Raw genomic sequence first — 24,278 nt, forward strand, 5'->3', positions numbered from 1 at the left:
AGGCTGGGCCGATGTATTAGGAATGCTTCATAAAACTGGCCCGCGGCGCCGTAAGCATGTGGCCGCCTTGAACCCGGGTTTTACCCCGGACGACTAGGCTGCGCCGACTTCCATCTCCTTGGACGACCGCTTCATGAACTTCGCTACCGCCATCCCGATCGGCCTCCGCCATCGGGACGTGATGTTCGCCCTGGGGCTGGTCTTCATTCTGACGGTGCTGATCCTGCCGGTGCCGAGCTGGATGTTGGATATCGGCCTTGCGCTCAGCATGGCGATCAGCGTGTTGATTCTCATGGTTGCGCTCTGGATCACAAGGCCCTTGGATTTCAGCAGCTTCCCAACCGTTCTTCTGATTGCGACTCTGCTCCGTCTGTCCTTGAACCTCGCCTCTACGCGACTGATCCTGTCGGAAGGGCACGGGGGAACGGATGCGGCCGGCCATGTCATCATGGGTTTCGCCAACTTCGTGATCGGCGGGAACTTTGTCATCGGCTTGATCGTCTTCGCCATTCTGGTCGTGGTGAATTTCATCGTCATCACGAAGGGCGCCAGTCGGATCGCGGAGGTTGGCGCCAGGTTCGCCCTGGACGCCATGCCGGGTAAGCAGATGGCCATCGACGCCGACCTGTCGGCTGGCCTGATCGACGAATCCCAGGCCCGTCACCGACGCCAGGAGCTGGAGCAGGAAAGTGCCTTCTTCGGTGCCATGGATGGTGCATCCAAGTTCGTGCGCGGCGATGCCGTGGCGGGCCTGATCATCACTGCCATCAACGTGCTGGGCGGGCTTGTCATCGGTGTGGCGCAGCATGGGCTGCCCTTTGGCGAGGCGGCCCACACCTACACGGTGCTGACCGTCGGCGACGGGCTGATCACGCAGATTCCCGCCCTGATCGTCAGCCTGGCCGCTGGCATCCTGGTGTCGAAGGGCGGTAATCGCGGGTCCGTGGACGAGGCGCTGTTGGGGCAGCTCGGCGGCTATCCGAAGGCGCTGGCGGTGGCTGGCGGGCTCATGGCGTTGCTGGCCGTGACGCCCGGTCTCCCGATGCCGCCCTTCCTGCTGCTCGCCGCCGCCGCCGGCGGGCTGGCTTGGCACCTGCCGCGCTATGCCCGCCAGCAGGAGGAAGCAAAGAAGCATGAGGAGTTGCTGGCCGCCAAGGCTCCCACGGCGGAGGAACCAGTGGCCGACATGCTGCGCGTGGACGACATCCGGCTGGAGCTGGGCAGCGGCTTGGTCTCCATGATCCTGGACCCCGGCACGGGACTTTCCGCCAAGGTCCGCCGGCTGCGCAAACGCTTCGCCACGGAGTTCGGCTTTCTGCTGCCGTCCGTGCGGCTGCGGGACAGCGCATCGGTGGCGCTGAACGGATATGAAATTTCAATCCAGGGCGTGGTTGTGGCCAAAGGCGAGGTGCAACTGCGCAAGATGCTGGCCATCGACCCGCGGAATCAGGGCATCAATATTCCCGGCCTGGATACGCGGGAACCCACCTTCAATCTGCCCGCCCGCTGGATCGACCCGGCCTTGACGGAGGAGGCGGAGCTGAAGGGCTTCACTGTCGTCGATCCGGACAGTGTGGTGACCACCCATATGGCGGAGGTGGTCAAGGAACACATGCCGACGCTGCTGTCCTATGCCGCCACCAAGCGGCTTCTGGACGAACTCGACCGCGAGCATCAGAAACTGGTCGCAGATCTGGTGCCGGGGCAGGTGACCCTGTCGGTGGTCCAGCGCGTGCTCCAGGCGTTGCTGGCGGAGCGGGTCAGCATCCGGAACCTGCCCATCATCCTGGAAGGAATATCGGAAGCCGCCGCTTGGACCCGCAACGTCACCCTGATGACAGAGCATGTTCGCTCAAGGCTTTCCCTCCAGATATGCCAAGCGCTGATGACCGCGGACGGCTTCATCCCGGTGATCGTGGTCAGCCCAGAATGGGAGACCGTGTTCCTGGAGAACATCGTCGAGGAGGGAGAGGACCGGCGTTTCGTCATGCCGCCATCCCAGGTCCAGGAATTCCTGCTGGCCGCCCGCAGCCGCATACAGGCGCATGCCGGCAGCGACCATTGGCCGGCTGTGCTGGTTGCCCCGGCCGCGCGCCCCTTCGTGCGCTCACTGCTTGAGCGGGTCAGCCCCTCCACGCCGGTAATCTGCCATAACGAACTCCATCGCAAGGCGCCCGTCACCACCATCGACCAGATCTGAGATGCTGAATTTCGCTGTGGATACATGGACTTGCAGGATGGAGATGAACCACACTATTGGAACGGTTCCCGGCCCATGACGCTGGAGCAGATTCTGACAGGGGAAATCTACGCTTTCCTGCTTGTGTTCGTGCGGGTGGGGGCGGCCTTGTCGATGCTGCCCGGCTTCGGGGAAATGGCAGTGCCGTTGCGCGCCCGGCTGGCAGCGGCCCTGGCGGTGGCGTTGGCCCTGTCAGCCGTGGTTGGCGGGCTGCCCGCCGGCCCGCCCACGGCACCGTCCGACATACTACGCCATGTGTTCGGAGAGTTCGCGGCCGGCATGGTGATCGGTGTGGCGGCACGGATTCTGTTTGCATCCCTACAGATTGCGGGCCAGCTCATCGCCCAGACGGCAGGCCTCTCGAACATCTTCGCCCTGCCTGGAACAGGGTTCGAGGCCGGATCGGTTGTGGGGGGCTATCTCATGATCGGTGGTCTGGTTCTGATCTTCGTCAGTGACCTGCACCATGCGATGATCGGCGCTCTTTATGAGAGTTACCGCCTGATGCCTGCGGCCACTGTGCCAGCTCTGGCGGATCTCGCAAAACTGACCACGGAGGCGGTGAGCACGGCATTCCGCCTGGCCGCCCAGTTCTCCGCGCCGTTCCTCGTGCTGGGCTTCGTCTACAATGTCGGACTCGGGCTGATCAACCGGGCCATGCCGCAGTTCGCTGTCTTCTTCATCGCCCTGCCGGTCTCCATCCTGGGAGGCTTGGTACTTCTGGCGATCACGCTGACCGCCGTGCTGACGGGCTTCCTTGCCGCTTTCGGCACGCAACTCGCGCGCTTTGGTGGATGAGACATGGCGGACAGCCAGGACCAGCACCAGAAAACCGAGGAGCCGACGCAGCGGAAACTGGAAGAGGCGCGGCGACGCGGCGACGTGCCGATCAGCCGCGACCTCTACACACTCGGCATGGTTCTCGCAGCACTGATCCTGTTCGGCGGACTGGGGCCTGGGATGGCCGCCGAGATGGCGGACTTGCTGCTGCCCTTTGTGGAGAATGCTCCCGGGCTCGTCCTCTCCAATCCTGCGGACGGATTCCGTGTCCTGTCCTATTTGCTGGGCAAGGCTGGACTTATCCTGCTGCCGGCAGCGGCGGTTCTGGTCGGAGCTGCGCTGGCGGCGGCGTTCATCCAGGGCAATCTGCTGGTCGCGGGCGACCGTATCCAGCCGAAGCTGGAACGGATCAGCCCGATGAAGGGCTGGAAGCGGCTGTTCTCGCTGAAGACCCTGGTCGAGTGGTTGAAGGGCCTGACCAAAGTGGCGGCCGTTACTGTCGCGCTGGCGGTGGTCATCGGCCCGGAACTGCACCGTGCGGAGATGATGGCCTCGGCTGATGCGGCAGCCATTGCCGGTCTTCTGACGGACGTTACGCTGCGCCTTCTCCTTGCCGTCCTGGTGGCGAGTCTTGCCATCGCTCTGGTCGATCTGGTCTGGCAGAACATCTCCTGGCGTCGCCAGCAGCGTATGACCCTGCAGGAACTGAAGGACGAATTCCGGCAGTCGGAAGGCGACCCGCACCTCAAGGCCAGGATCAAACAACTCCGCCGCGACCGGGCACGCAAACGCATGTTTGCGGAGCTTCCGACGGCGACCGTGGTGATTACCAACCCGACGCATTTCGCCGTTGCCCTCCGCTACGACCTGTCCCAGGCGCCTGCCCCGCAGTGCGTCGCAAAGGGGACGGATCTGGTCGCGCTCCGTATCCGCGAAGTAGCAGGCGGGCATGGTATCGCCATCGTCGAAAACCCGCCTCTTGCCAGGGCCTTGTATAAGTCCGTCGAGATTGGCGAGGAGGTGTCACCCGAACATTACATCGCGGTGGCCGAGGTCATCAGTTATGTGGTCAGCCTGAAGGCCAGCGCGGTTCAGACCTGACACTGGTTTCGTCGCTTTGCCGGTGCCGGACTTGACCCGGCGAGTCCCTGCCTGCTCTCCTGGTCTGGACCACGGTGGGGGAGGGCGGCATGGATGCGGTGACACGGGCACGTATCAGCAAGCGCGAACGGCAGCGGCGCTGGCGGCAGCGCAACATCGAGGACCGCAGCGGACGGCGTGGCACGTCCGTCGTGGCGCACCTGAACGACATCGAAATCGCGTTGCTGGACAAGCTGGCGATCGACGACTACAAGCGCCGGCCCTGTGGGCGTGATGATGGAGCGGACCTGTCGCCGCCGTCCCGATCCAGGGCGATCCGACTGCTGATCCGGCGGGTACTGGATCTCGGTCTGGTGGACCCGGCCGAACTCGGGCCTTTGATCCCGCTGAAGGATGAGATGGGCTCATTCTGGAGCCTGGAAACCTGTTGGCGGCGCGCCAGCCGGGACCGGCGATCTGGCGTGGATGACAATGGCGAGTTGATGGAACAGCCGGAGCCACCCTGGCGCCCAAAGGCATGATACATCAGGTGGTTTCGTCTAATCACCGCATGGATGTGGCCTGAGTACGGGGCTGAATGCGCTTGGCTGGTTGTAAGGGGCGTGCAGAGGTGGGCCTCTTTGACCGGATGCCGCTTTGTTTGGAGTGGTATTGTTTTTGATGTGGGTATTTTGGGCGGAGTGGGCAGGCTGCTATTAGTTTTAGACTGTAATAAACCGTCTACGCGTAGACGGCTAAGCATGAAGATCAGCAATAAGCTCTAGAAACACCACCCCTCCCACCCGAACCACCCCACTGGCTTTTGCCCCCCGTCGCAGAGGGGGCTACCTGCCGCTGGCCTGGACTCATCTCAATTCCGACCTTTGAAGCAGAGGGACCCTTCTGTCGGCTTCAAATCAGAATCGCCCTCATGCCGAATGCTTCAAAAGCTGCATCCAGCGGGAAACGGGAAGAAGCTATGGCATGGGGTGTCGCCGTCTAATCCGGATGGAGCAATCCTGATCTGGCGAGGTGGTACTCCGGCCTTCCCAGTCGGGTGAGCTACCTGGACAGTGGCGAATTCCGTTCCACCATCAACTTCACGCCAACAGGTTCTCGAAGTGGATGTGGGGATTGGATGAGCCGTAGACTGGTGGTGATCGGTGCCGGCCCGGGTGGCCTGACGGCTTCCCTGCTTTTGGCGGCAGGCGGGGCGGACGTCACCCTTATCGAAAGGCAAAATCGGGTCGGCGGCCGATCCGGATGCATTGAGGCCGAGGGTTTCCGCTTCGACATCGGGCCGACTTTCTTCCTTTATCCGCGCATCCTGCGTGAAATCTTCAGGGCATGCGGCGCCGACCTGGACCGGGAGGTGGAGCTTATCCGCCTGGATCCGCTCTACCGGCTCGCCTTCGAAGACGCGGCCGGCCGTCATACGGAAGATCTCAGGGTCTGGAACGATCCGGACAAGCTCGCGGCGGAGATTGCGCGCCTTTCTCCGGAAGACGCGCCGCGCCTGGAGCTGTTCCGGCGGGACAATCGGATGAAGCTGGAGGCTTTCCGGCCGGTGCTGGAGCGGCCCTTCCGCGGCTTGCACGACCTCATGGCCCCGCCCGTGCTGAAAGCCCTGCGCCATCTGCGTCCGTGGGCGAGCGTGGATGAGGATCTGGGGCGCTATTTTCAGGACCCGCGGATACGGCTGGCCTTCTCCTTCCAGTCCAAATATCTCGGCATGAGCCCGTTCCGGTGCCCGAGCCTTTTCACCATCCTCTCATTCCTTGAGCATGAGCACGGCGTCTGGCACCCGCGCGGCGGCTGCAACATGGTCATGGACGCCATGGCTCGCGTGGCCCGGAGGATGGGGGTGCAGATTCAGCTCGGCGAGGAGGTGAAGTCGATCACCTTCGACGGTCGCCGCGCCAAGGGCGTAGTCACCTCGGAATCCGAATATCCGGCGGATGCGGTGGTGATCGGTGCTGACTTCGCGCAGGCGATGAACAGGCTGGTGCCGGACCGGCTGCGGCGACGCTGGTCCGACGCGAAGATCGCGACCAAGAAGTTTTCCTGCTCCACCTACATGCTCTATCTTGGGATCGAAGGGCAGGTGGATCTGGATCACCACACCGTTCTGCTGGCTGCGGATTACCGCCGGAATCTCTCCGAAATCGAAGAGGGCAAAATCCTTCCGCAGGAACCGTCCCTCTATATCCAGAATGCTGGCGTGACCGATGACGGGCTCGCCCCGGCGGGGCACAGCACGCTGTATGTCCTGGTTCCGGTCGGCAATCTGGCGGGCGGAATCGATTGGGCCACGGCGGCCCCGGCATATCGCGCCCATGTGATGAAGCGGCTGGAACGGCTGGGAATCCGGGACCTGGAGAGCCGCATCCGTGTTGAACGCAGCATAACCCCACAGGGTTGGGCGGAGGATCTGCAGGTATTCCGAGGGGCCACCTTCAATCTTGCCCACAGCCTGGATCAGATGCTGCATCGCCGACCGCGCAACCGGTTCGAGGATCTGGACGGGGTCTATCTGGTCGGCGGCGGCACACATCCCGGCAGCGGTCTGCCAGTGATCTTCGAGGGTGCGCGCATCACCGCCAAGCTGGTGGGAGAGGATCTGGGTCTGCGCATGCCCCAGGTGGCGGAGGTGATCCCCACCGACAGTATCGCCGGCCATCTGGCCGGCGCCGGCGCGGACTGAGCAGCATACGGCTGCGGCGTAAAAAACTGGATAGGAGAGCAGCGTGGACGGGATCGTACGCAAGCCGGCCGAGGAGCTTCCCGTCGGTATCATCGGCGGCGGGCTGGGCGGCTTGGCCGCAGCCTGCACGCTGGCGGCCCGCGGCCGTCGCGTGGTGCTGTTCGAAGCCAACACATGGCTGGGCGGCAAGGCTGCCGTACTGGAGGAGGGGGGGTTCCGGTTCGATATGGGACCGACCATTCTCACAGTGCCGCGGGTCCTGAGGCGGATTTTCACGGAAGCCGGCCGGGATATGGATCAGGCGCTGAACCTGCGCCGACTGGACCCGCAGTGGCGCTGTTTCTACGATGATGGTTCCGTCCTCGACCTTTCGGAAGATGTGGAGCGGATGGCGGGCACGCTGGATGGGATGTCGCCTGGAAGCGGGGAGGGATACCGCCGCTTCATCGCGCTGTCCGAACGGCTGCATGACATTTCGGAGCGGTTCTTCTTCTGGAAGTCGGTGGAGGATCTGGGCGACACGCTGGATATGCGCCGGAGCCTGGATATCAAGACCCTGTCCGACGTCATGGCTCTGCGCATGGGCCAGACTGTCGGCGGCACGGTCCGCAAGCATGTGCCTGACAAGCGCGCAGCACAGATGCTCGACCATTTCGTCCAGTATGTCGGCTCCAATCCCTTCGGAGCGCCGGCGGTCCTCTGTTCCATCGCCCACATGCAGATGAATGACGGGCTCTGGTACCCGATGGGCGGCACCCGGGCCGTTCCGCAGGCGCTTGAGAAGCTGGCCAGGGAGTTGGGCGTTGAATTCCGTACCGGGACCGAGGTGACGCGGATTCTGACACAAGGCGGGGCCGTGTCCGGGGTCGAGACCGCTGGCGGCGAGACCGTACGCCTGTCGGCGGTCATATCCAACATGGATGCTGTCCGAACCTACCGGGAGCTGGTGGGCGACGCCGCCCCGCGTCCCATCGATGCCAAGCGCAAGTTCGAGCCGGCCTGCTCCGGGGTGGTGCTCTATCTCGGCCTTGACCGGGCCTATGAGCATCTGGCTCACCATGATTTCGTCTTCTCCCGCGACGCGGAGGAGGAATTCGACTGGATTTACCGCAAGGGCGAACCAGCCCCCGATCCCACCTGCTATCTTGCCGCCCCGGCCAGGACCGAGCCCAGCGTCGCTCCGCCCGGCGGAGAGGCGCTCTACGTGCTGGTGCACACGCCTTATCTCCGTCCGCACCATGACTGGCGGGAGATGCTGCCCCGGTACCGGCAGGTGATCCTGGACAAGCTCAAACGGACAGCCGGTCTGACCGATATCGAGAACCGGATCAAAGTGGAGCGGCATCTGACGCCGCAGGACATCCATAACCGTTACCGGGTGCTGAACGGCGCGATTTACGGTCTGGCCAGCCACGGCCGGTTCCTTGGCGCATTCAAACCGGGCAACCGGCGCCGGGATATACGCGGCCTCTATCTGGCCGGCGGCGCAGCCCACCCCGGCCCTGGCATGCCCATGGTCATGATGTCCGGCTGGATCGCGGCCGACAGCCTGGATCAGGATATGCCCGCCCTGGCAGCGCCGGTTCCAGCCGGAGCGGCATGACCATGGTCTCGGTGCGCCCATGACACGGGAGCGCCCGGACCCCGCATTGCCCGACCCGGCTGCCCTGCGGTCGGAACGGATGGTGCGCTTCTTCAGCGGCGTGATGAGGCGCGCGATGCGGCGGTCTTTTCATGGTGTCCGGATTGCAGCGCCGGGCATCCCGGAGGTGCCGGCCGACAAGCCGGTCCTGGTCTATTGCAATCATCCGAGCTGGTGGGACGCCGCCTTTCTGATCGTCCTGGCCGGCCAGTGCTTCCCGGATCGTCGGGGTTTCGGGCCCATGGACGCAAGGGCATTGCAGCAGTACGGCTTCATGAAGCGCATCGGACTGTTTCCAGTGGTCCCGGATACGCCGGCTGGGGCTATCGCCTTCATGAAGACCGCCACCCGCCTGCTGGAGGACCCTGCATCCATGCTGTGGGTGACGGCCCAGGGCAGGTTCACCGACGTCCGGGTGCGGCCGGCGGGACTGCGGGGCGGGCTGGCCCACCTGATCCTGCGCCACCCGAGGCTGACCATCCTACCGCTGGCGCTGGAATACGCCTACTGGGATGAGAAGTTGCCGGAGGCGCTCTGCCGCTTTGGAACTGCCATCGATGGCGCCGCTTTCAGCGACCTTCCTGTCACCGAATGGCAGGCTCTGCTGGAACTCCGGCTCACCGACACGATGGACGCCTTGGCTGCGGATGCGATGGCCCGCGATCCCGCCGCCTTCCAGCCGCTGCTGGAGGGAAGGACGGGGATAGGCGGCATCTACGATCTATGGCGGCGCGCCCGGCACTGGACCCGCGGGAAGCGCTTCGATCCGTCCCACAGCGCTGCTACGCGGAGAGGGGGAGACTTGCCATGACCGGATTGATGGAAGGCATCGCGGCCATGGCCCTGGCGCTCGCCCTTCTACCACTTCTACTGGGCCTCTGGAACCTCTTGCTGTTCCGCACCCCGAAGGATGCTCCTCCGCCAGGCACGGCTGTCTCCATCCTGATCCCGGCCCGCAATGAGGAATCCAACATCGGGGATGCTGTCCGTGCCGCCCTGTCCAGCACAGGCTTGGAGTTGGAGGTTGTAGTGCTGGACGACCATTCGACGGATCGGACCGGCATGATCGTTAGGGACATCGCAGCGTCCGATCGCCGGGTCCGGCTGGAACAGGCGCCGCCCCTGCCGCCCGGATGGTCGGGTAAGCAGCACGCCTGCGATGTTCTTGGCCTCCGCGCCCGTCATCCAATCCTGCTGTACCAGGATGCGGACGTGAGGCTGCGCCCCGGTGCTGCGGCTGCGGGAGCCACTTTCCTGCTGCGCCGCTCGGATCTGGGCCTTGTCAGCGGGTTCCCACAGGAACTGACGGAGACTATGGCGGAGCGGCTGGTGGTGCCGCAGATTCATGTGCTCCTGCTCGGCTATCTGCCCATGGCTTTCATGCGGCTGTTCCGCTCTGCCGGATTCGGAGCCGGATGCGGGCAGTTCATGATGGCGAGGGCAGATGCCTACCGGCAGGTCGGCGGACATGCCGTCATCCGCGGCAGCCTGCATGATGGCGTCACCCTGCCGCGCGCATTCCGCCGGGCCGGCTTCATGACGGATATCTTCGACGCGACCCGTCTCGCCCATTGCCGCATGTACCGTGGCTGGGACGATGTCTGGAACGGCTTCTCGAAGAATGCGACGGAAGGCATGGCGACACCGGTTGCGCTGCCTGTCTGGACGGTGCTGCTGGCCGGCGGCCATCTCCTGCCCTGGTTACTGGCTCCCGCTGCCGCTTTCACCGGCGACGTGACGACACTGGCCTATGCCGCGGGTGCGATCGCATCGGTTCTGACGTATCGGTGCCTGCTCGCCTGGCGATTCCGGCAGGACTGGCAGAGCGTTCTCCTCCACCCGGCCGGCGTGGTTCTGATGCTGGCCATCCAGTGGTCCGCCCTCCTCAACCACCGCAAGGGCAGACCGGCGGTCTGGCGGGGCCGGACCTATTCTGGCGCGCAGAGCTAGTCGGCCGCCGCGGGAAATTCCCTCTCGGGCAGGGGAGGCAGGCGGAAGATTGTCGTCTCTTCCGCCACGCGCACCTCCTCCACCGTCACCGTGTAGCGGGACCGCAACGCGTCCAGGACGCCCTGCACCAACAGTTCAGGCGCCGAGGCGCCGGCCGTCAGGCCGAGGGTCCTAATTCCGTCCAGCCGGTCGAAATCCAGATCGTCGGCTCCCGTGATCAACCGTGCATCCGGACAGCCGTGAGCGGCGGCCACCTCAACCAGGCGGTTGGAATTGGAGGAGTTCGCAGCGCCGATGACGCGCAGAGCCTCTACGGTCGGTGCAATCGCCTTCACCGCCTGCTGGCGGTTGGACGTGGCGTAGCAGATGTCCTCCTTGGCCGGCCCGACCAGACGGGGGAACCGGGCAGACAGGCGATCGACCAGCCCCCGCGCCTCATCCACCGACAATGTGGTCTGGGTGGCGTAGGCGACGGCGCTGTCCGTCGGCAGATTCAGCGCATCCACATCTTCCGGCCGTTCCAGCAGCCTTACCGCCCCTTCCGGCACTTGGCCCAGCGTGCCTTCCACCTCCGGGTGGCCAGCATGGCCGATCAGGACGACGGGCAGCCCGGCCCTGTGATGCCGCTCCACCTCCCTATGGACTTTGGCGACCAGGGGACAGGTGGCGTCCACTGCCAGCAACCCCCGACGCTCCGCCTCTGCCGCTACGGATTTGGATACCCCATGGGCGGAGAAGATCACGGGAACGCCGTCTGGCACCTGGTCCAACTCGTCCACGAAAACGGCTCCCAGGCTTCGCAGGCGGTCCACCACGAAGGCATTGTGCACGATCTCGTGCCGGACATAGACCGGTGCGCCATAGCGCTCCAGCGCCTGCTCCACAATGGTGATGGCGCGCTCTACCCCGGCACAACTGCCGCGGGGAGCCGCGAGGCGGACGGTGAGGGCGGTCTTATCCATAGGGATGAAACTTGGGCGGAATGCGCCCACCTCAACCCCCCGCCGGCGCCAACATCTCCGATATTGGACCGGCTACCGCTTTTGCGTGCACACTGCGGCAGGGCGAACCAGCGGGACGAACACGCAACCTCCATGTTGGGGACCACGGTCCTTGTACGGTGAGGAGGTTGGGGTGCGCATCGGGTTCTGCTGCAAAGTCGTTTCTCCCACCGGCTCGGCGGAATGGGAAAAGCGGCTGAACATGCGTACGACCACGCTTGCCGCCCTACGCCGCCTCGACCGTAGCGAGGTCCGGACAAAGCTCACGGCCATCGCTGAACACAACATGGCGGCGCTCGGCCGGCAGGTAGAGTTCGTGGCAGCCCGCCCGCCGCTGGAACGCTGCCTACGGATCAGCAGCGACATGTTCCCCGCCTACAGCCACCCGCTGGGAAGTTGGGTCTACAAGGAGCGAAGCCTCGTCGGGCGCATGGAAACCGTGATGGCCGGCATAGGGCATACCGCCCGCACCCATGGCGTGCGGCTATCGCTGCATCCTGGTCAGTTCTGTGTCCTGAACAGCGGATCGCCGGAGACGATGGCCAACTCCGTGGCAGAGCTGGAGTATCATACCGACATCCTCCGCTTCCTGGGTCATGCCGGCGGATGGCATCCCCTGGGCGCCCACATAAACATCCACGGCGGCAGCCGCTCCGGCGGTATCGAGGGATTTCGCCGCGGGCTCGCCCTGCTGTCGCAGGAAGCGCGCGACCTGTTGACGGTCGAAAATGACGAAGTTTCGTTCGGTCTCGACGACCTGCTTCCCCTGGCGGAGGAGGTGCCGATCGTTCTCGACATCCACCATCATTGGATCAGGAGCGGGGGCGAATATATCTCTCCGGACGATCCGCGGGTCGAGCGGGTAAAGGCATCCTGGCGCGGCGTCCGGCCAGTGGCACATATAAGCGTCAGCCGGGAGGATCTGCTTGCCCCCCATTCCCCGATTGTCCGGCCGGACTTCCTGGCCCTGCTGGCGCGCGGCATAACTCCCCGGGATCTACGTGGGCATTCCGACCGGATGTGGAACGACGGCATCAATGAGCTGGTATTGGCGCATCTTGTCTGGGCCGACTTCGAAGTAGAAGCCAAGAAGAAGAACCTCGCGGTCGACGATCTTGCCCAGCATATCGGCCGCAGCCTTGCGAAGGCGCCGGCCGCCTGAGAAAATTAACCCCGAATTCGCGCATATTTCGTGCCGTTTCCGGCTGCGCTGCGTTCTCCTTCCGAGCAGCAGACCGGCTCTGAACCATCACGGATTTGCCGATGCGCGACATGTCCCAGCCCCAGATCATGCGGAAGGCCCGGATTTCGGAAGGGTTGCCCTATCCGCTTGGAGCCACCTGGGATGGGCTCGGCGTGAATTTCGCCCTCTTCTCCGCCCATGCGACCAAGGTGGAACTTTGCATCTTCGATGCCATGGGAAAGCGGGAACTGGAGCGCATTCCACTGCCCGAATACACGGATGAAGTCTGGCATGGTTATCTGCCCGATGCACGGCCCGGGCTGGCCTACGGCTATCGGGTGCATGGGCCGTTCGAACCGCTGGCCGGCCATCGCTTCAACCCGGCAAAACTGCTGCTGGATCCCTATGCCAAGGCGCATGTCGGCAATCTACGCTGGTCCGATGCGCTGTTCAGCTACAGGATGGGGGCGGCCCGGCAGGACCTCACACTGGACCGGCGCGACAGTGCGCCGGCAATGCCGAAGTGCCGTGTGGTCGACCCGGCCTTCACCTGGGGCCATGATCGGCCTCCACGCGTTCCCTGGGACCGGACCATCTTCTACGAAACCCACGTACGTGGCCACACCATGCGCCACCCTGCCGTCCCGCCGCACCTGCGCGGCACCTTCGCCGGGATGAGCAGCAAGGAGGTGGTGGACTACATCAAGAGCCTGGGCGTCACGTCGGTGGAGTTGCTGCCCATCCACGCCTTCATCGATGACCGGTACTTGGTCGAGAAGGGGCTGAGAAATTACTGGGGCTACAACACCATCGGCTTTTTCGCGCCCGACCCGATCTATGCCGCAAATGACGCGACCCGCGAGTTCAAGGAGATGGTGACCCATCTTCATGACGCCGGGATCGAGGTCATCCTGGACGTGGTCTACAACCATACGGCCGAGGGAAACGAGCTGGGCCCGACCCTGTCCTTCAAGGGCATCGACAATGCCAGCTACTACCGGCTGCTGCCGGATCAGAAACGCTACTACATCAACGATACCGGCACCGGGAACACGTTGAACCTCAGCCATCCGCGCGTGCTGCAGATGGTCACCGACAGCCTGCGGTACTGGGTGGAGGAAATGCATGTCGATGGCTTCCGCTTCGACCTCGCCACCATCCTGGGACGGGAGCCCTATGGCTTCGACGAGGGCGGCGGCTTCCTGGATTCCTGCCGCCAGGACCCGGTTCTTTCCGGAGTCAAGCTGATCGCGGAGCCCTGGGACATAGGGCCCGGCGGCTATCAGGTCGGCGGGTTTCCTCCAGGCTGGGCGGAATGGAACGACAAGTTCCGCGATACGGTGCGGGGCTATTGGAAGGGCGACGCCGGGAAATTGCCCGATCTTGCGGCGCGGTTGACAGCATCCGGCGATTTCTTCAACAAACGCGGCCGGCGGCCATGGTCGAGCGTGAATTTCGTCACGGCCCATGATGGCTTCACCCTGCACGACCTCGTCTCCTACAACGACAAGCATAACGAGGCGAACGGGGAGGGGAACCGCGACGGGCACAGCCATAACCTGTCCTGGAACCATGGGGTGGAGGGACCGACGGACGATCCGGAGGTCGTCGAGCTGCGCGAACGCCAGAAGCGTAACCTCCTGGCGACGTTGCTCTTCTCCCAGGGTACACCGATGCTGCTGGCCGGGGACGAGTTCGGCCGCACCCAACACGGCAACAACAACGCCTATTGTCAGGACAATGAGATCGGATGGCTGGACTGGGAGGGAATCGACAAGCGCGGGCACGACCTGAACCGTTTCGTGCGCCACCTCATCGCGCTGCGGCAGTCCAATCCCCTGCTGCGCCGGGCGCGTTTCTTCAGCGGTCTGGTCGATGAGGCGCTCGGGGTCAAGGACGTGACCTGGCTCACCCCTGCCGGCGTCGAGAAAACCCCCGAGCAGTGGCAGGACCCGAATGCGCGCTGCCTCGGCATGATCCTGGACGGACGCGCCCGTCCAACGGCCTTGCCGAAGCCGGGAACGGATCGCACCCTGCTACTGGTCGTGAATTCCTATCACGACATCGTTCCTTTCACTCTGCCAGAGGTACCGGGGGGCGGTGCTTGGGAACTTGTCGTGGACACGTCCACGCCGGATCTCCACCTGTCCGGCGGCAGCCGCGCTCCAGATGCCATCGAGCCGGGGGAGGCCTGGGATGTGCCTGGACGCACGCTCCTGCTTTTTGAACTCGCCGGAAACGGAACGTCTATCTGAAGAGGAGCCGACCTGCCGCGCGGGTTAATCCAACTGGGTCAAGAGGATGTTCAGCTTCGGTTAACCGGCGGAATGCATATGTACAGGCTATAAAGCGGCATAGCGCCGCGCCCGGGGAGCCGACATGAGCCGTAGACCTAAGCCCTTCAAGGGAGATCTCCAGGACGCCGCCTTCGTTCAGGCCCGGCTGCTGGATCAGTTCATCGCTCTGGTGCGCGAGACGCAGGATACAGAGAGCGGGTTCACCCGCGATAGCTTGGCAGAACTGCTGGATAGCCTCCGGGACCAGCGTAAGGAGGTCGGCGTCGCTGTCCGGCCGCGCGTCGTTCTCCCAACCTGAATCGCGTTATCTAAAGAGGTAGCACGAACACGGCCATGTTCCCCCCGGAAGAGCCATGCCTCCGGGAGGAACAAACCGGCTTCATCTGCTATATTATTGGTTCGCGCTAGTACTGGACGCCGGACGGGTCTGCCCGCTGGCGTCTTTTTTTGCCATCAGCATTCGTGAATATACTGAATTCTGCATCTTCGAAATCGGATGCGTCAACAGCCCAAGACGGCATAACTCCGTTCGGAAGCGTTCCTATCCATTCGTCGCGCATCCGCTGCCATAGGACAAGGGGCCACGCCCGTCTAATTGCGCGTCCAAGCCTGGACATGGCTTGCAGGGGCGCTATTCTGGCGCCCGTTCCCGCTTCAGGATCGCAGAACATGCAAGATCGTCCACGTTTCCATCTGGCATTCCCCGTCAACGACCTGGAGGCGGCGCGCGCCTTCTACGGTGAGCTGCTGGGCTGTCCCGAGGGCCGGAGCGCTCCGGAATGGGTCGACTTCGACCTGCATGGCCATCAGATCGTCGCCCATCTGGCACCTGAGGAGGTCGGTCACCATAACACCAGCCCGGTGGACGGGCATGACGTGCCGGTACGTCACTTCGGGCTCATCCTGGACTGGGATGCATGGCATTCTCTGGCGGAGCGGCTGCGCAACGCCGGCACGAAGTTCGTGATTGAGCCCGGCATCCGCTTCAAGGGTCAGGTCGGGGAACAGGCGACCATGTTCCTCCTGGACCCCAGCGGCAATGCGCTGGAGTTCAAGGCATTCCGCGACGAATCCATGATCTTCGCGAAGTAAACGGACGCAGGAGGACGGGGAAGGCTCACAACTCCTCGTCCTCCTCATCTCCGTACGGGAATGCCACATCTCCTCTGTCCGACCGGAAGCGCCAGGTCCGCTGGTCCGGAGGAACAAGTTTCCCGGCCGCAAGCCGGTCCAGGATGACGGCCGCCAGATCGGCCCTTAGCCTTTCCGCCCAGGGTAAAAGGACTTCGCCGGGCGCGGTCAGATAGGCAGGCGAGTAGACCGCCGCGGCGATTCCTTCGGCTTCCCGCAGGAGAAAGGCTGTCGCGATATCCGCGGCCTCTCCAGGTTCAAGCATTGGCTCGATGCCCGGTGCTGCGGCCGCCAGCACCGGGTACATGAGATGACCCCGATCCTCCATTTCCGCCCTACATTCAAGCTCGTGCGCAAGCCGGGCCAGGTAGGCCGCCTTGGATTTCGGCATGTCGCGAAGTACGGAGTCGAAAGTCTGGCGGTGGTTCATGACATGCGCTGCGATTGGTCTGGACTGTCGTATGCTTCCCAATCGCCATGTCCGGCGCAAGTCCGACGATATGTCCGAGGCGTAACGGTCCGGTGGTCCGGTCCCCAGTCAGGATGACAGGACGGTTGTTGTCGGGCGGGCAGGGGGCGTGCATAGGGTCTTTCCCTCAAGGGAGCCGCCCCATCAAGCCTGCACGGGAGTCCGGATTTCCAATATCCCTGCCGGCCAGTCACGGCGGCAGGGTCTTTCCTACGAGAATAGACGACGTGCCGCTCCTGTCAGGAGCGCCACCAACGGGTTCCAGGGGTGATGATGCAGGTCGTCATGGGCCGGATCATGGCATCAGGGCCGCGGCGCTGCAAGGGACGCATCTACCGCCGCACCGGCAGCAGCAGCGCCTCCGCATCGAGGCCGGGTTGGTCGCAGACCTGCATCAGCAGATCGTCCACTTCCCGTTCCGCCGCATCGCCGCACTCGCTGAACAGTCGGTCCAGGATATAGGTCTGATAATCCGCGCGATCACATGCGTCGGGGTAGCCGCTGGCGGCTGCCGCCTGAATCGCGACCCGGAAGGGTCGCGCCAACACCCAGGGCAGGTCGGCGGCATCGAACAGGCACCGAAGCCCGAGCGGACCGACATCCCAAGCCAGCAGACGGGCCGCTTCCGGCGTGATTCCGGCTCGCGCGGCGATGCCGGCCTCGAACAGCGCATGGTCCCCTGCACAAAGCGCCCGGAACAGCAGTTGCGGCGTCAGCCGGCCGGACTCGTTGAGATGCCGGGCCACCATTTCCGCATCTTCGGCCCGCAGCAGCAGCGGCTGGAGCAGACGCAACGTAGCCGCCTCCCTTCCCCTCGCCGCAAGCCTCTCCGCCAGTTTCGGTTCCAGCCTGTAGCGGGCAACCAGCATCTGGCGGATATTGGCCGTCACGAAGGCGATCAACCGCTCCACCAGGGAGACGGTCAACTCCGGCCGGGCCGCCACGCTGTCTGCAACGGTGCGCAACTGCCCGAAGCGCTCAATCGCCCGGCCCAACGCCGCCTCCGCCACATGGGCCCCCCGGTTGCGCAGGAGATGCACCACCGTGACCAGGTTCCCCGTCTCCACCAGGGCCGCCGAAACCCTGCTGGAGACTTGGCGACGGCCAGCGATCGCGAGTTGCTTCTGGGGGTCCCGCTCCGCGACGATTTCCAGCAGCAACTCGTCCGGCAGCAACTCCGCATGGCGCAGGATGGGAAAAGCCACGCTCGCGACATCGCGGGCCAGCCGCTCCGCCAAATCCGCGGTGAGAACAGAGCTGTTGTGGATCTGCCAGGCGACGGCGGCGCGCACCTCCGCCTCTGCGTCCGCGGCGAAGGCGGTCAGCACATGACGGGCCAGACGACCCTCCGCCTCGGTCAGGCTGCCGGCCTCCATATCGGAAACCAGACGCCCCATGGTTTCAATCCGTGCCGCCGTCCCGCTGTCGGCGAGCAGACGTTCCACATCGGCTTTGGACAGGCGCAAGCGCCGCGGCGGCATCGGATCAACCGGCGTTGCCATCATAGCGGATGATATCGCCCCAGAGACGTTCCAGCCGGCGGAGGGTGCGATATGTGGTTTCCAGGTCGGCGGCATCCGTCTCGTTCCGGACCAGCAGCTCGGACTGCCGTTCCTCCAATCGCCGGAGTTCGCCTGTCAGCCTGCGGCCTTTCTCCGATAGGCGGAGCCTCGCGGCCCGGCGGTCGCGCTGCGATGCGCTCCGGTCCACATAGCCCTGTTCGACCAGATGCTTCAGGTTGTAGGAAGCATTCGAGCCGAGATAATAGCCGCGTTCCATCAGGTCGCGCACGGACAGCTCGTCCCCGCCGATGTTCATCAACATGATCACCTGGACCGGGCTGATATCATCGACCCCGATCCGGCCAAGCTCCACCCGCACCACGTCATGCAGTCGACGCTGCATGTGATCGATCACCCTTGCGATGTCATGATAGACGGAGACGGCTGCACCGGACTCGGCCTCGTTCTCCCGTTGCTCTCCCGTCTTGCGGGCCTGCATCATGTCTTATGTCCCAATCACTCAGCTGCGGCCGCCACTTTGCCGCGGTAACCTTCCGGGTTGGCCTGCCGCCAAGCCCAGGCAGTGGCAATGATATTGTCCAGGTCGGGGAATTTCGGAGTCCAGCCCAGCTCCTTCCGGATCTGCTCGGAAGAAGCGACCAGCACCGCCGGATCGCCGGCACGCCGCGGTCCCACCTTGACCGGAATGGGCCGGCCGGTCACCCGCTCCGCTGCCTCGATCACCTGCCGCACGCTATAGCCCTGACCGTTGCCCAGATTATAGCGGACGCTACGGGTCTCCAGCATCTCTAGCACCCGGATGTGTGCATCCGCGAGGTCCGAAACATGGACATAATCACGCACACAGGTTCCATCCGGCGTCGGATAGTCGTCGCCGTAAATCTCGATATGGCTTCGCCGCCCGGCGGCCGCATCCAGTACCAACGGGATCAGATGGGTCTCCGGCGTATGATCTTCGCCGATCCGGCCGTCGGGGTGGGCGCCGGCGGCGTTGAAATAGCGCAGGCAGGCGCTTTTTACGCCGGCGCAGCGGTCCGCCCAGACCAGCATGCGCTCCATCATGTATTTCGATTCGCCGTAGGGACTGCCCGGATCGATGGCCGTTTCCTCATCGATGGGCTGCCGCTCGGGCGTGCCGAACAGGTTTGCGGTGGAGGACACGACGACCTTGCGAACGCCGGTCTTCGCAGCCGCCTCCACCAGATTGACCGCGCTCGCGACATTTTCGCGAAAGTACAGCCAGGGATCGGCCATGGATTCGCCGACGAGGGAACGGGCAGCGAAGTGCAGCACGGCGTCGAAACGACCCTTGGACATCACATCGGCAACCGCTTCGCGGTCCAGCAGGGTGCCCCGCACCAGCTCCGCCTCCGGCGGAACCGCCTGCGCATGGCCCTGCGACAGGTCGTCGAACACAACGACTCTGTATCCGCGCTCCAGCAGCGCGGCGACACAATGGCTGCCTACATATCCGGCGCCGCCAGTTACAAGGACGGTCTTCTCCGGCTCACTCATCGCGAATGCCCCGTTTCATTTCTGGTTGTCGGCTTGCATTTCCCCGTAAACGCGGCAGCGCACTGATCGGAGACGGCTTCAATACCCCTAAGCTACCACGAACGATGAGGAAAAGGACTATCTTCCCCTACTTATCACAAATGGCTCTGCTTTCGTGGCGCTTTGTCGGATGATTCAGTTTAAAGATTTCCGAGTTCAACGCCGGACGACCGCAACTTCATGCCTGGATTGGAACATCCTATCCGCAGCCAAGTAGACGCAACCTGTCTTTACAGTTGAATGCCCTCTCGGAGGGCCTATGACGCCGGACGGCGTTTATATAGGACGGCATAGGCTCTGGCTGTTCTGGGAAAGCGAACCCATCCGTTCATTCCGCGGCGGCACGGTGTCTGTCCTCGCTTCTTTGTCCGTCCAGCCGCATGGCATCCGGCCGTATCCGGAACCATGCGGCGTACATGGCGGGTAGGGAGAACAGCGTCAGGACCGTCGCCACAATCAATCCGCCCATGATGGCAATGGCCATCGGCCCCCAGAAGATGCTCCGGCTCAAGGGGATCATGGCCAGGACGGCGGCTGCGGCGGTCAGCAGAATAGGGCGCGCCCGGCGCACCGTGGCGTCCACAACCGCATCGAATCGCGCATGTCCCGCGGCGATATCCTGTTCGATCTGATCCACCAGAATGACGGAATTCCGCATGATCATGCCGAACAGCGCGATCACCCCAAGCTGGGCGACGAAGCCGAACGGCGTCTGGAAGGCCAACAAGGCCAGCACGACGCCGATCAGCCCTAGCGGCGCTGTCAGAAAGACCAGGACGACGCGCTGGAACGACTGGAGCTGCACCATCAGCACCACCAACCAGACCACGATCATGGCCGGAACCACCTTCACGATGCTGCTCTGGCCCTTTAGGCTCTCCTCCACCGCGCCGCCGGTTTCAATGCGGAACCCGGACGGAAGCTGCGCCCGGACCGGAGCCAGCGCTTCCGCGATCTGGGCTGAGACCACGGGGGCCTGGATAACTCCCGCAGTGTCGGCCCGCACTGTGAGGGTGGTTTCCCGGGAACGACGCCAGACGAGTCCGTCCTCGAGTTCATAGCCGATACGCGCGATCTGGCTCAGCGGCACGGCGCGACCGTTTCCAGTACGGACCTGGATATCGGCAAGCCGCTCCAGCGCCGTCCGCTCGCCCTCGTCGGCGCGCAGCACCACATCGATCAGCTCCGTTCCTTCCCGATACTGCGTGGCGGTGAAGCCTGTCAGCACAGTGCTGGTGGCGAAGGCGAGATCCTGGGGCGTGATGCCGAGTTCCCGTATGCGGGCCTGATCCAGCTCCAGACGGATCGACTTTACCTTTTCCCACCAATCGAAATTGACGTCGCGCGTGTGGGGATTGGCCCGCATAACATCGCGCACCCGGGCCGCAACCCGGCGAACCTCCTCATGGTCATGCCCAATGACGCGGAACTGCACCGGATAGCCAACCGGCGGTCCGTTCTCCAGTCGTGAAACGCGGGTGCGGATCTCAGGGAAGTGCTGATCCAGCCGACCCCGCAGGTCATGAAACAGGCTGACCGTATCCTCAAGCCTTCCCGTCAGCGCGACCACCTGCCCGAAGTTCGGGCGCCGCAACTCCTGATTCAGGGGAAGGTAGAAGCGCGGTCCGCCGCCGCCGACATAGCTGACGAATTCCGTAACACGCGGGTCGTCCTGCAGCAGCTTTTCCAGCCGTTCGATCTGGATCTTCGTGGCGGCATGGGTGCTGCCCTCGGGCAGTTCCAGATCCACCATGACCTCCAACCGGGCGGAGCCGGGGAAGAATTGCTGCTGGACGAACTGGAACGCCCAGAGGGACGCCGCGAAGGCCAGCAGCGTCAGCCCGATGACCGTCCAGCGCCGCCGCACGCTGAAGGCAACAGCGCCACGCAGCCGCCGGTAGATGGGCGTATCGTACAGATGCCCGTGGCCCTTTCCGTCGCTCTCCGGCTTCACGGCAGGCAGCAGTTTGAAGCCTAGGTAGGGCGTGAAGATCACCGCCACCACCCATGAAACCATCAGCGCTGTCGCGACCACCCAGAAAATGGAGCCGGTATATTCCCCCGCGGCGGATCGGGCGAAGGCCACCGGGATGAAGCCCGCTGCCGTGATCAGGGTTCCCGTCAGCATGGGAAAGGCGGTGGAGGTCCAGGCGAAGGCAGCGGCCTTGGCCCGTTCCCAGCCCTGTTCCAGCTTCACCATCATCATTTCCACCGCGATGATGGCATCGTCGACCAGAAGTCCCAGGGCGATGATCAGGGCTCCGACGCTGATCTTGTGCAGGTCGATGCCTCCGGCCCACATCAACAGGAAGGTGATCGCCAGTACCAACGGCACGCTGAGCGCCACCACCACGCCGGTTCGCAGGCCGAGGCTGAGGAAAGTCACCAGCATGACGATGGCCAGCGCCTCCGCCAGCACATGGATGAATTCGTCGATTGAGCTGTCGACCACGGTGGGCTGGTCGGAAACCAGGGATACTTCGATCCCGTGCGGAAGCTCCGCCTGGATGGCGGCCATCTCGCCCGCGATGTTCCGCCCAAGCGTCAGGATGTCGCCGCCCTTCACCATGGAAATGGCAAGGCCGGTGACCGGCGCCCCATTGTACCGCATGGTCAGGACAGGCGGGTCCTGTGCCCTGCGCTCCACCGTGGCGATGTCGCCCAGGCGAAGGATGCGCCCATTGGCCGCCACGGGCACCTCCCGGACCTGCTCTTCGGTCGCGAGTGCCCCGGTGATGCGGAGTTGGATGCGCTCGGCGCCCGTTTCCAGTACGCCGGCTGTACTCAACGCATTCTGCTTCTGCAGACTCTCCATGAGTGCGGCTGGCGGAATGCCCAGCTCGGCCAGCCGGCGGCTGTCGAATTCCACATAGATTTTTTCCGGCTGGCTGCCGACCAGTTCGATCTTGCTGACATCCGGAACTTGCAGCAGCCGCTGGCGCACCGACAGCAGCACGGTCTTCAGCTCCGTATCGCTGAACCCGTCCGCCTGGAAGGCATAGATGATGCCGAAGCTGTCGCCGAACTCGTCGTTGAACTGCGGTCCGATCACGCCTGCCGGAAGAGTAGGGCGGATATCCCCAACGCGCTTCCGGACCTGATACCAGCTTTCCGGCACCAGATGGGAACGGGTATAGTCATGTAGGTAGACGAAGACCACCGTCTCGCCCGGTCGGGAATAGCTCCTGGTATGGTAGAAATAGGGAACCTCCTGCACTGCCCGCTCGATGGGGTCGCTTACCAGCTCCTCCATCTCCTTAACGGTGGCCCCCGGCCATTGGGCCGAGACCACCATCAGGCGCAAGGTGAAGGGCGGGTCTTCTGCCCGCCCCAGCTTCAGATAGGCGAGAGCGCCCGTGACCAGGAAAGCCACCAGCAGGAAGAACACCAATGGCCGGTGCGCAATGGCCCAAGCCGAGAGGTTGAAGCGCCCAGGCTCGAATCCGTCCCCGGCATCGCCGGACGGACCACCGTCCTGGGGTGGGGGCGAGCTGGTCATGGGAGCGCTCCGTCCCAGACACGGACCGGCAGGGTCTCGTCCAGACGGTGCACCCCCGCCACGACCACCTGGTCTCCCGGTGCCAGCCCCGCGCGGATGGCGATGCCATCTGTCAGGAATGCTGCCACCTCGACGGGGCGCAGCCGCACCCTGTCCCGGCTCTCTGCCAGGACCCATACGGCCGGCTGCTCACCCAGATGAAAAAGCGCTGTGGCGGGAAGGGTAATGACTTCGGCCCCTTCACTTCCGCCGAGGCTCGCCGTTGCCGTCATTCCAAGGCGGACAGTATCCGGAGCGTCGGGCAGGGACAGGCGGACCCGGTATGTGCGCGTCACTGGATCGGCAGCCGGCGAAATCTCACGAATCTGCGCCTGGATCGGGAAGCCACCGCCTGTCCAGAGCTGGACCTGCGCCGGATCGCCGATGGACAGCCTTGCCACGCGCCCTTCCGGAACATCGATCTCAAGTTCCCGCTCCGCGGTCGCGGCCAGGGTCAGAACCGTCTGTCCGGCCGCCAGCACCTGACCTACCTCCGCCCGCAGCCCCGTTACGATGCCGTCCGCATCCGCCCGCAGCTCCGTATAGCCTACATCGTTGCGCGCAAGCTCGACCTGCGCTCGGGCCTGCTCCAGCCCGGCCCGTGCCGCGTCCGCGGCAGCCTGCACCCGCTCGAACTGGGCCCGCGATGCCACGTTCCGCTCAAGCAGCGGGCGGTACCGCTCCAGCTCGGCGCGCGCCTGCGCCTCGTTGGCGGCCGCCCGCGCCAGCTCCGCTTCCGCTGCCCGTAGGGCGAGCCGATAGTCCTGGGCATCCAGGCGGGCCAACACCTGTCCCGTCGCGACACGGTCCCCGACTTCGACCAAGCGCGCCACCATGCGTCCGCCGCCCCGGAAGGCCGCCTGCGTTTCTGTACGCGGCACGACTTCGCCGGCATAGCTTTCAGCCCGCACTGCCGGATGCGCCTCCACCGATACGACACGCACGGGACGGACCACTGGTTCCGGCTCCGCCTGTTCTCCACAAGCGGTCAGGGCGGCTGCAAGGGGCAGCGCCAGCGCTAACCGCGCCAGGGCATGGTAGGTTTTCGTGGCAGCGTGACGCGAGCGGCTCATGTCCGGCACTCCGGCCCGGCCGGCAAGGGACAGCCGGCCCATATCACGGCCTGCCGCAAGTGTAGCAGGCGCTACAGCTGATAGTGTAATATACGCTACAGATGTCAAGTGGGC

General features: G+C 64.2%; 19 protein-coding genes. 12 read left to right on the plus strand and 7 right to left on the minus strand.

Going from position 1 to position 24,278, the window contains the following annotated elements; translation table 11 throughout:
- Positions 1-133: 133 nt before the first annotated feature.
- The 8 genes from flhA to DOL89_RS19160 all read left to right on the plus strand — a co-directional run bounded on the left by flhA (position 134) and on the right by DOL89_RS19160 (position 10,395).
- Positions 134-2,200: a flagellar biosynthesis protein FlhA gene (gene flhA / locus DOL89_RS19125; RefSeq protein ID WP_119681364.1), complete on the plus strand. Its 2,067-nt coding sequence runs from the start codon at positions 134-136 to the stop codon at positions 2,198-2,200.
- A 75-nt stretch (positions 2,201-2,275) separates the two neighbouring features.
- Positions 2,276-3,037 carry a flagellar biosynthetic protein FliR gene (locus DOL89_RS19130; RefSeq protein WP_162937686.1) on the plus strand — a complete coding sequence of 254 codons (762 nt, stop codon included), beginning with the start codon at positions 2,276-2,278 and terminating at the stop codon, positions 3,035-3,037.
- Between the two features lie 3 nt (positions 3,038-3,040).
- Positions 3,041-4,120 carry a flagellar biosynthesis protein FlhB gene (gene flhB, locus DOL89_RS19135; protein WP_119680958.1) on the plus strand — a complete coding sequence of 360 codons (1,080 nt, stop codon included), beginning with the start codon at positions 3,041-3,043 and terminating at the stop codon, positions 4,118-4,120.
- A gap of 89 nt (positions 4,121-4,209) precedes the next feature.
- Positions 4,210-4,641: a hypothetical protein gene (locus tag DOL89_RS19140; protein WP_119680959.1), complete on the plus strand. Its 432-nt coding sequence runs from the start codon at positions 4,210-4,212 to the stop codon at positions 4,639-4,641.
- 596 nt (positions 4,642-5,237) lie between these two features.
- Positions 5,238-6,803, plus strand: a complete 1,566-nt coding sequence (gene crtI, locus DOL89_RS19145; RefSeq protein ID WP_119680960.1) for a phytoene desaturase family protein — start codon at positions 5,238-5,240, stop codon at positions 6,801-6,803.
- A gap of 52 nt (positions 6,804-6,855) precedes the next feature.
- Positions 6,856-8,406 carry a phytoene desaturase family protein gene (locus DOL89_RS19150; protein ID WP_119681365.1) on the plus strand — a complete coding sequence of 517 codons (1,551 nt, stop codon included), beginning with the start codon at positions 6,856-6,858 and terminating at the stop codon, positions 8,404-8,406.
- A gap of 19 nt (positions 8,407-8,425) precedes the next feature.
- The gene (locus DOL89_RS19155; protein WP_119680961.1) at positions 8,426-9,256 is read left to right on the plus strand and encodes a lysophospholipid acyltransferase family protein; all 831 of its coding nucleotides are present in this window, start codon (positions 8,426-8,428) and stop codon (positions 9,254-9,256) included.
- On the plus strand, positions 9,253-10,395 hold the full coding sequence (locus DOL89_RS19160) for a glycosyltransferase (protein ID WP_225889986.1): 1,143 nt from the start codon (positions 9,253-9,255) through the stop codon (positions 10,393-10,395). Before DOL89_RS19155 ends, DOL89_RS19160 begins: the two co-directional genes overlap by 4 nt.
- Here DOL89_RS19160 and ispH read toward each other — a convergent pair.
- Complete coding sequence (gene ispH, locus DOL89_RS19165; RefSeq protein ID WP_119680962.1) at positions 10,392-11,357, minus strand: 4-hydroxy-3-methylbut-2-enyl diphosphate reductase; 966 nt, start codon at positions 11,355-11,357, stop codon at positions 10,392-10,394. The genes DOL89_RS19160 and ispH overlap by 4 nt on opposite strands.
- Before the next feature lie 172 nt (positions 11,358-11,529).
- Here ispH and DOL89_RS19170 point away from each other — a divergent pair, with 172 nt between their 5' ends.
- From DOL89_RS19170 to DOL89_RS19185, 4 genes are all read left to right on the plus strand, one after another.
- Positions 11,530-12,558 carry an apurinic/apyrimidinic endonuclease family protein gene (locus DOL89_RS19170; protein ID WP_225889987.1) on the plus strand — a complete coding sequence of 343 codons (1,029 nt, stop codon included), beginning with the start codon at positions 11,530-11,532 and terminating at the stop codon, positions 12,556-12,558.
- A 110-nt stretch (positions 12,559-12,668) separates the two neighbouring features.
- Complete coding sequence (glgX, locus tag DOL89_RS19175) at positions 12,669-14,834, plus strand: glycogen debranching protein GlgX (protein WP_119681367.1); 2,166 nt, start codon at positions 12,669-12,671, stop codon at positions 14,832-14,834.
- A 124-nt stretch (positions 14,835-14,958) separates the two neighbouring features.
- Positions 14,959-15,174, plus strand: a complete 216-nt coding sequence (locus DOL89_RS19180; protein ID WP_119680964.1) for a hypothetical protein — start codon at positions 14,959-14,961, stop codon at positions 15,172-15,174.
- Positions 15,175-15,545: 371 nt separating this feature from the next.
- Positions 15,546-15,968 (plus strand): VOC family protein, encoded by a 423-nt coding sequence (locus tag DOL89_RS19185; protein WP_119680965.1) that lies wholly within the window; start codon positions 15,546-15,548, stop codon positions 15,966-15,968.
- 25 nt (positions 15,969-15,993) lie between these two features.
- Here the strand turns inward: DOL89_RS19185 and DOL89_RS19190 are convergent, their stop codons facing one another.
- The 6 genes from DOL89_RS19190 to DOL89_RS19220 all read right to left on the minus strand — a co-directional run bounded on the left by DOL89_RS19190 (position 15,994) and on the right by DOL89_RS19220 (position 24,164).
- Complete coding sequence (locus DOL89_RS19190; protein WP_162937687.1) at positions 15,994-16,437, minus strand: hypothetical protein; 444 nt, start codon at positions 16,435-16,437, stop codon at positions 15,994-15,996.
- Positions 16,438-16,808: 371 nt separating this feature from the next.
- Positions 16,809-17,957 carry a DUF2336 domain-containing protein gene (locus tag DOL89_RS19200; RefSeq protein ID WP_225889988.1) on the minus strand — a complete coding sequence of 383 codons (1,149 nt, stop codon included), beginning with the start codon at positions 17,955-17,957 and terminating at the stop codon, positions 16,809-16,811.
- A gap of 4 nt (positions 17,958-17,961) precedes the next feature.
- The gene (locus DOL89_RS19205; protein ID WP_119680968.1) at positions 17,962-18,480 is read right to left on the minus strand and encodes a MarR family winged helix-turn-helix transcriptional regulator; all 519 of its coding nucleotides are present in this window, start codon (positions 18,478-18,480) and stop codon (positions 17,962-17,964) included.
- Between the two features lie 14 nt (positions 18,481-18,494).
- Positions 18,495-19,514 (minus strand): UDP-glucose 4-epimerase GalE, encoded by a 1,020-nt coding sequence (galE, locus tag DOL89_RS19210; protein ID WP_119680969.1) that lies wholly within the window; start codon positions 19,512-19,514, stop codon positions 18,495-18,497.
- Between the two features lie 367 nt (positions 19,515-19,881).
- Complete coding sequence (locus tag DOL89_RS19215) at positions 19,882-23,052, minus strand: efflux RND transporter permease subunit (protein WP_119680970.1); 3,171 nt, start codon at positions 23,050-23,052, stop codon at positions 19,882-19,884.
- Positions 23,049-24,164, minus strand: a complete 1,116-nt coding sequence (locus DOL89_RS19220) for an efflux RND transporter periplasmic adaptor subunit (RefSeq protein WP_162937688.1) — start codon at positions 24,162-24,164, stop codon at positions 23,049-23,051. Before DOL89_RS19220 ends, DOL89_RS19215 begins: the two co-directional genes overlap by 4 nt.
- Positions 24,165-24,278: the final 114 nt, after the last annotated feature.

Origin of the sequence: Indioceanicola profundi (assembly GCF_003568845.1) — a bacterium.
GTDB classification, from domain to species: domain Bacteria; phylum Pseudomonadota; class Alphaproteobacteria; order Azospirillales; family Azospirillaceae; genus Indioceanicola; species Indioceanicola profundi.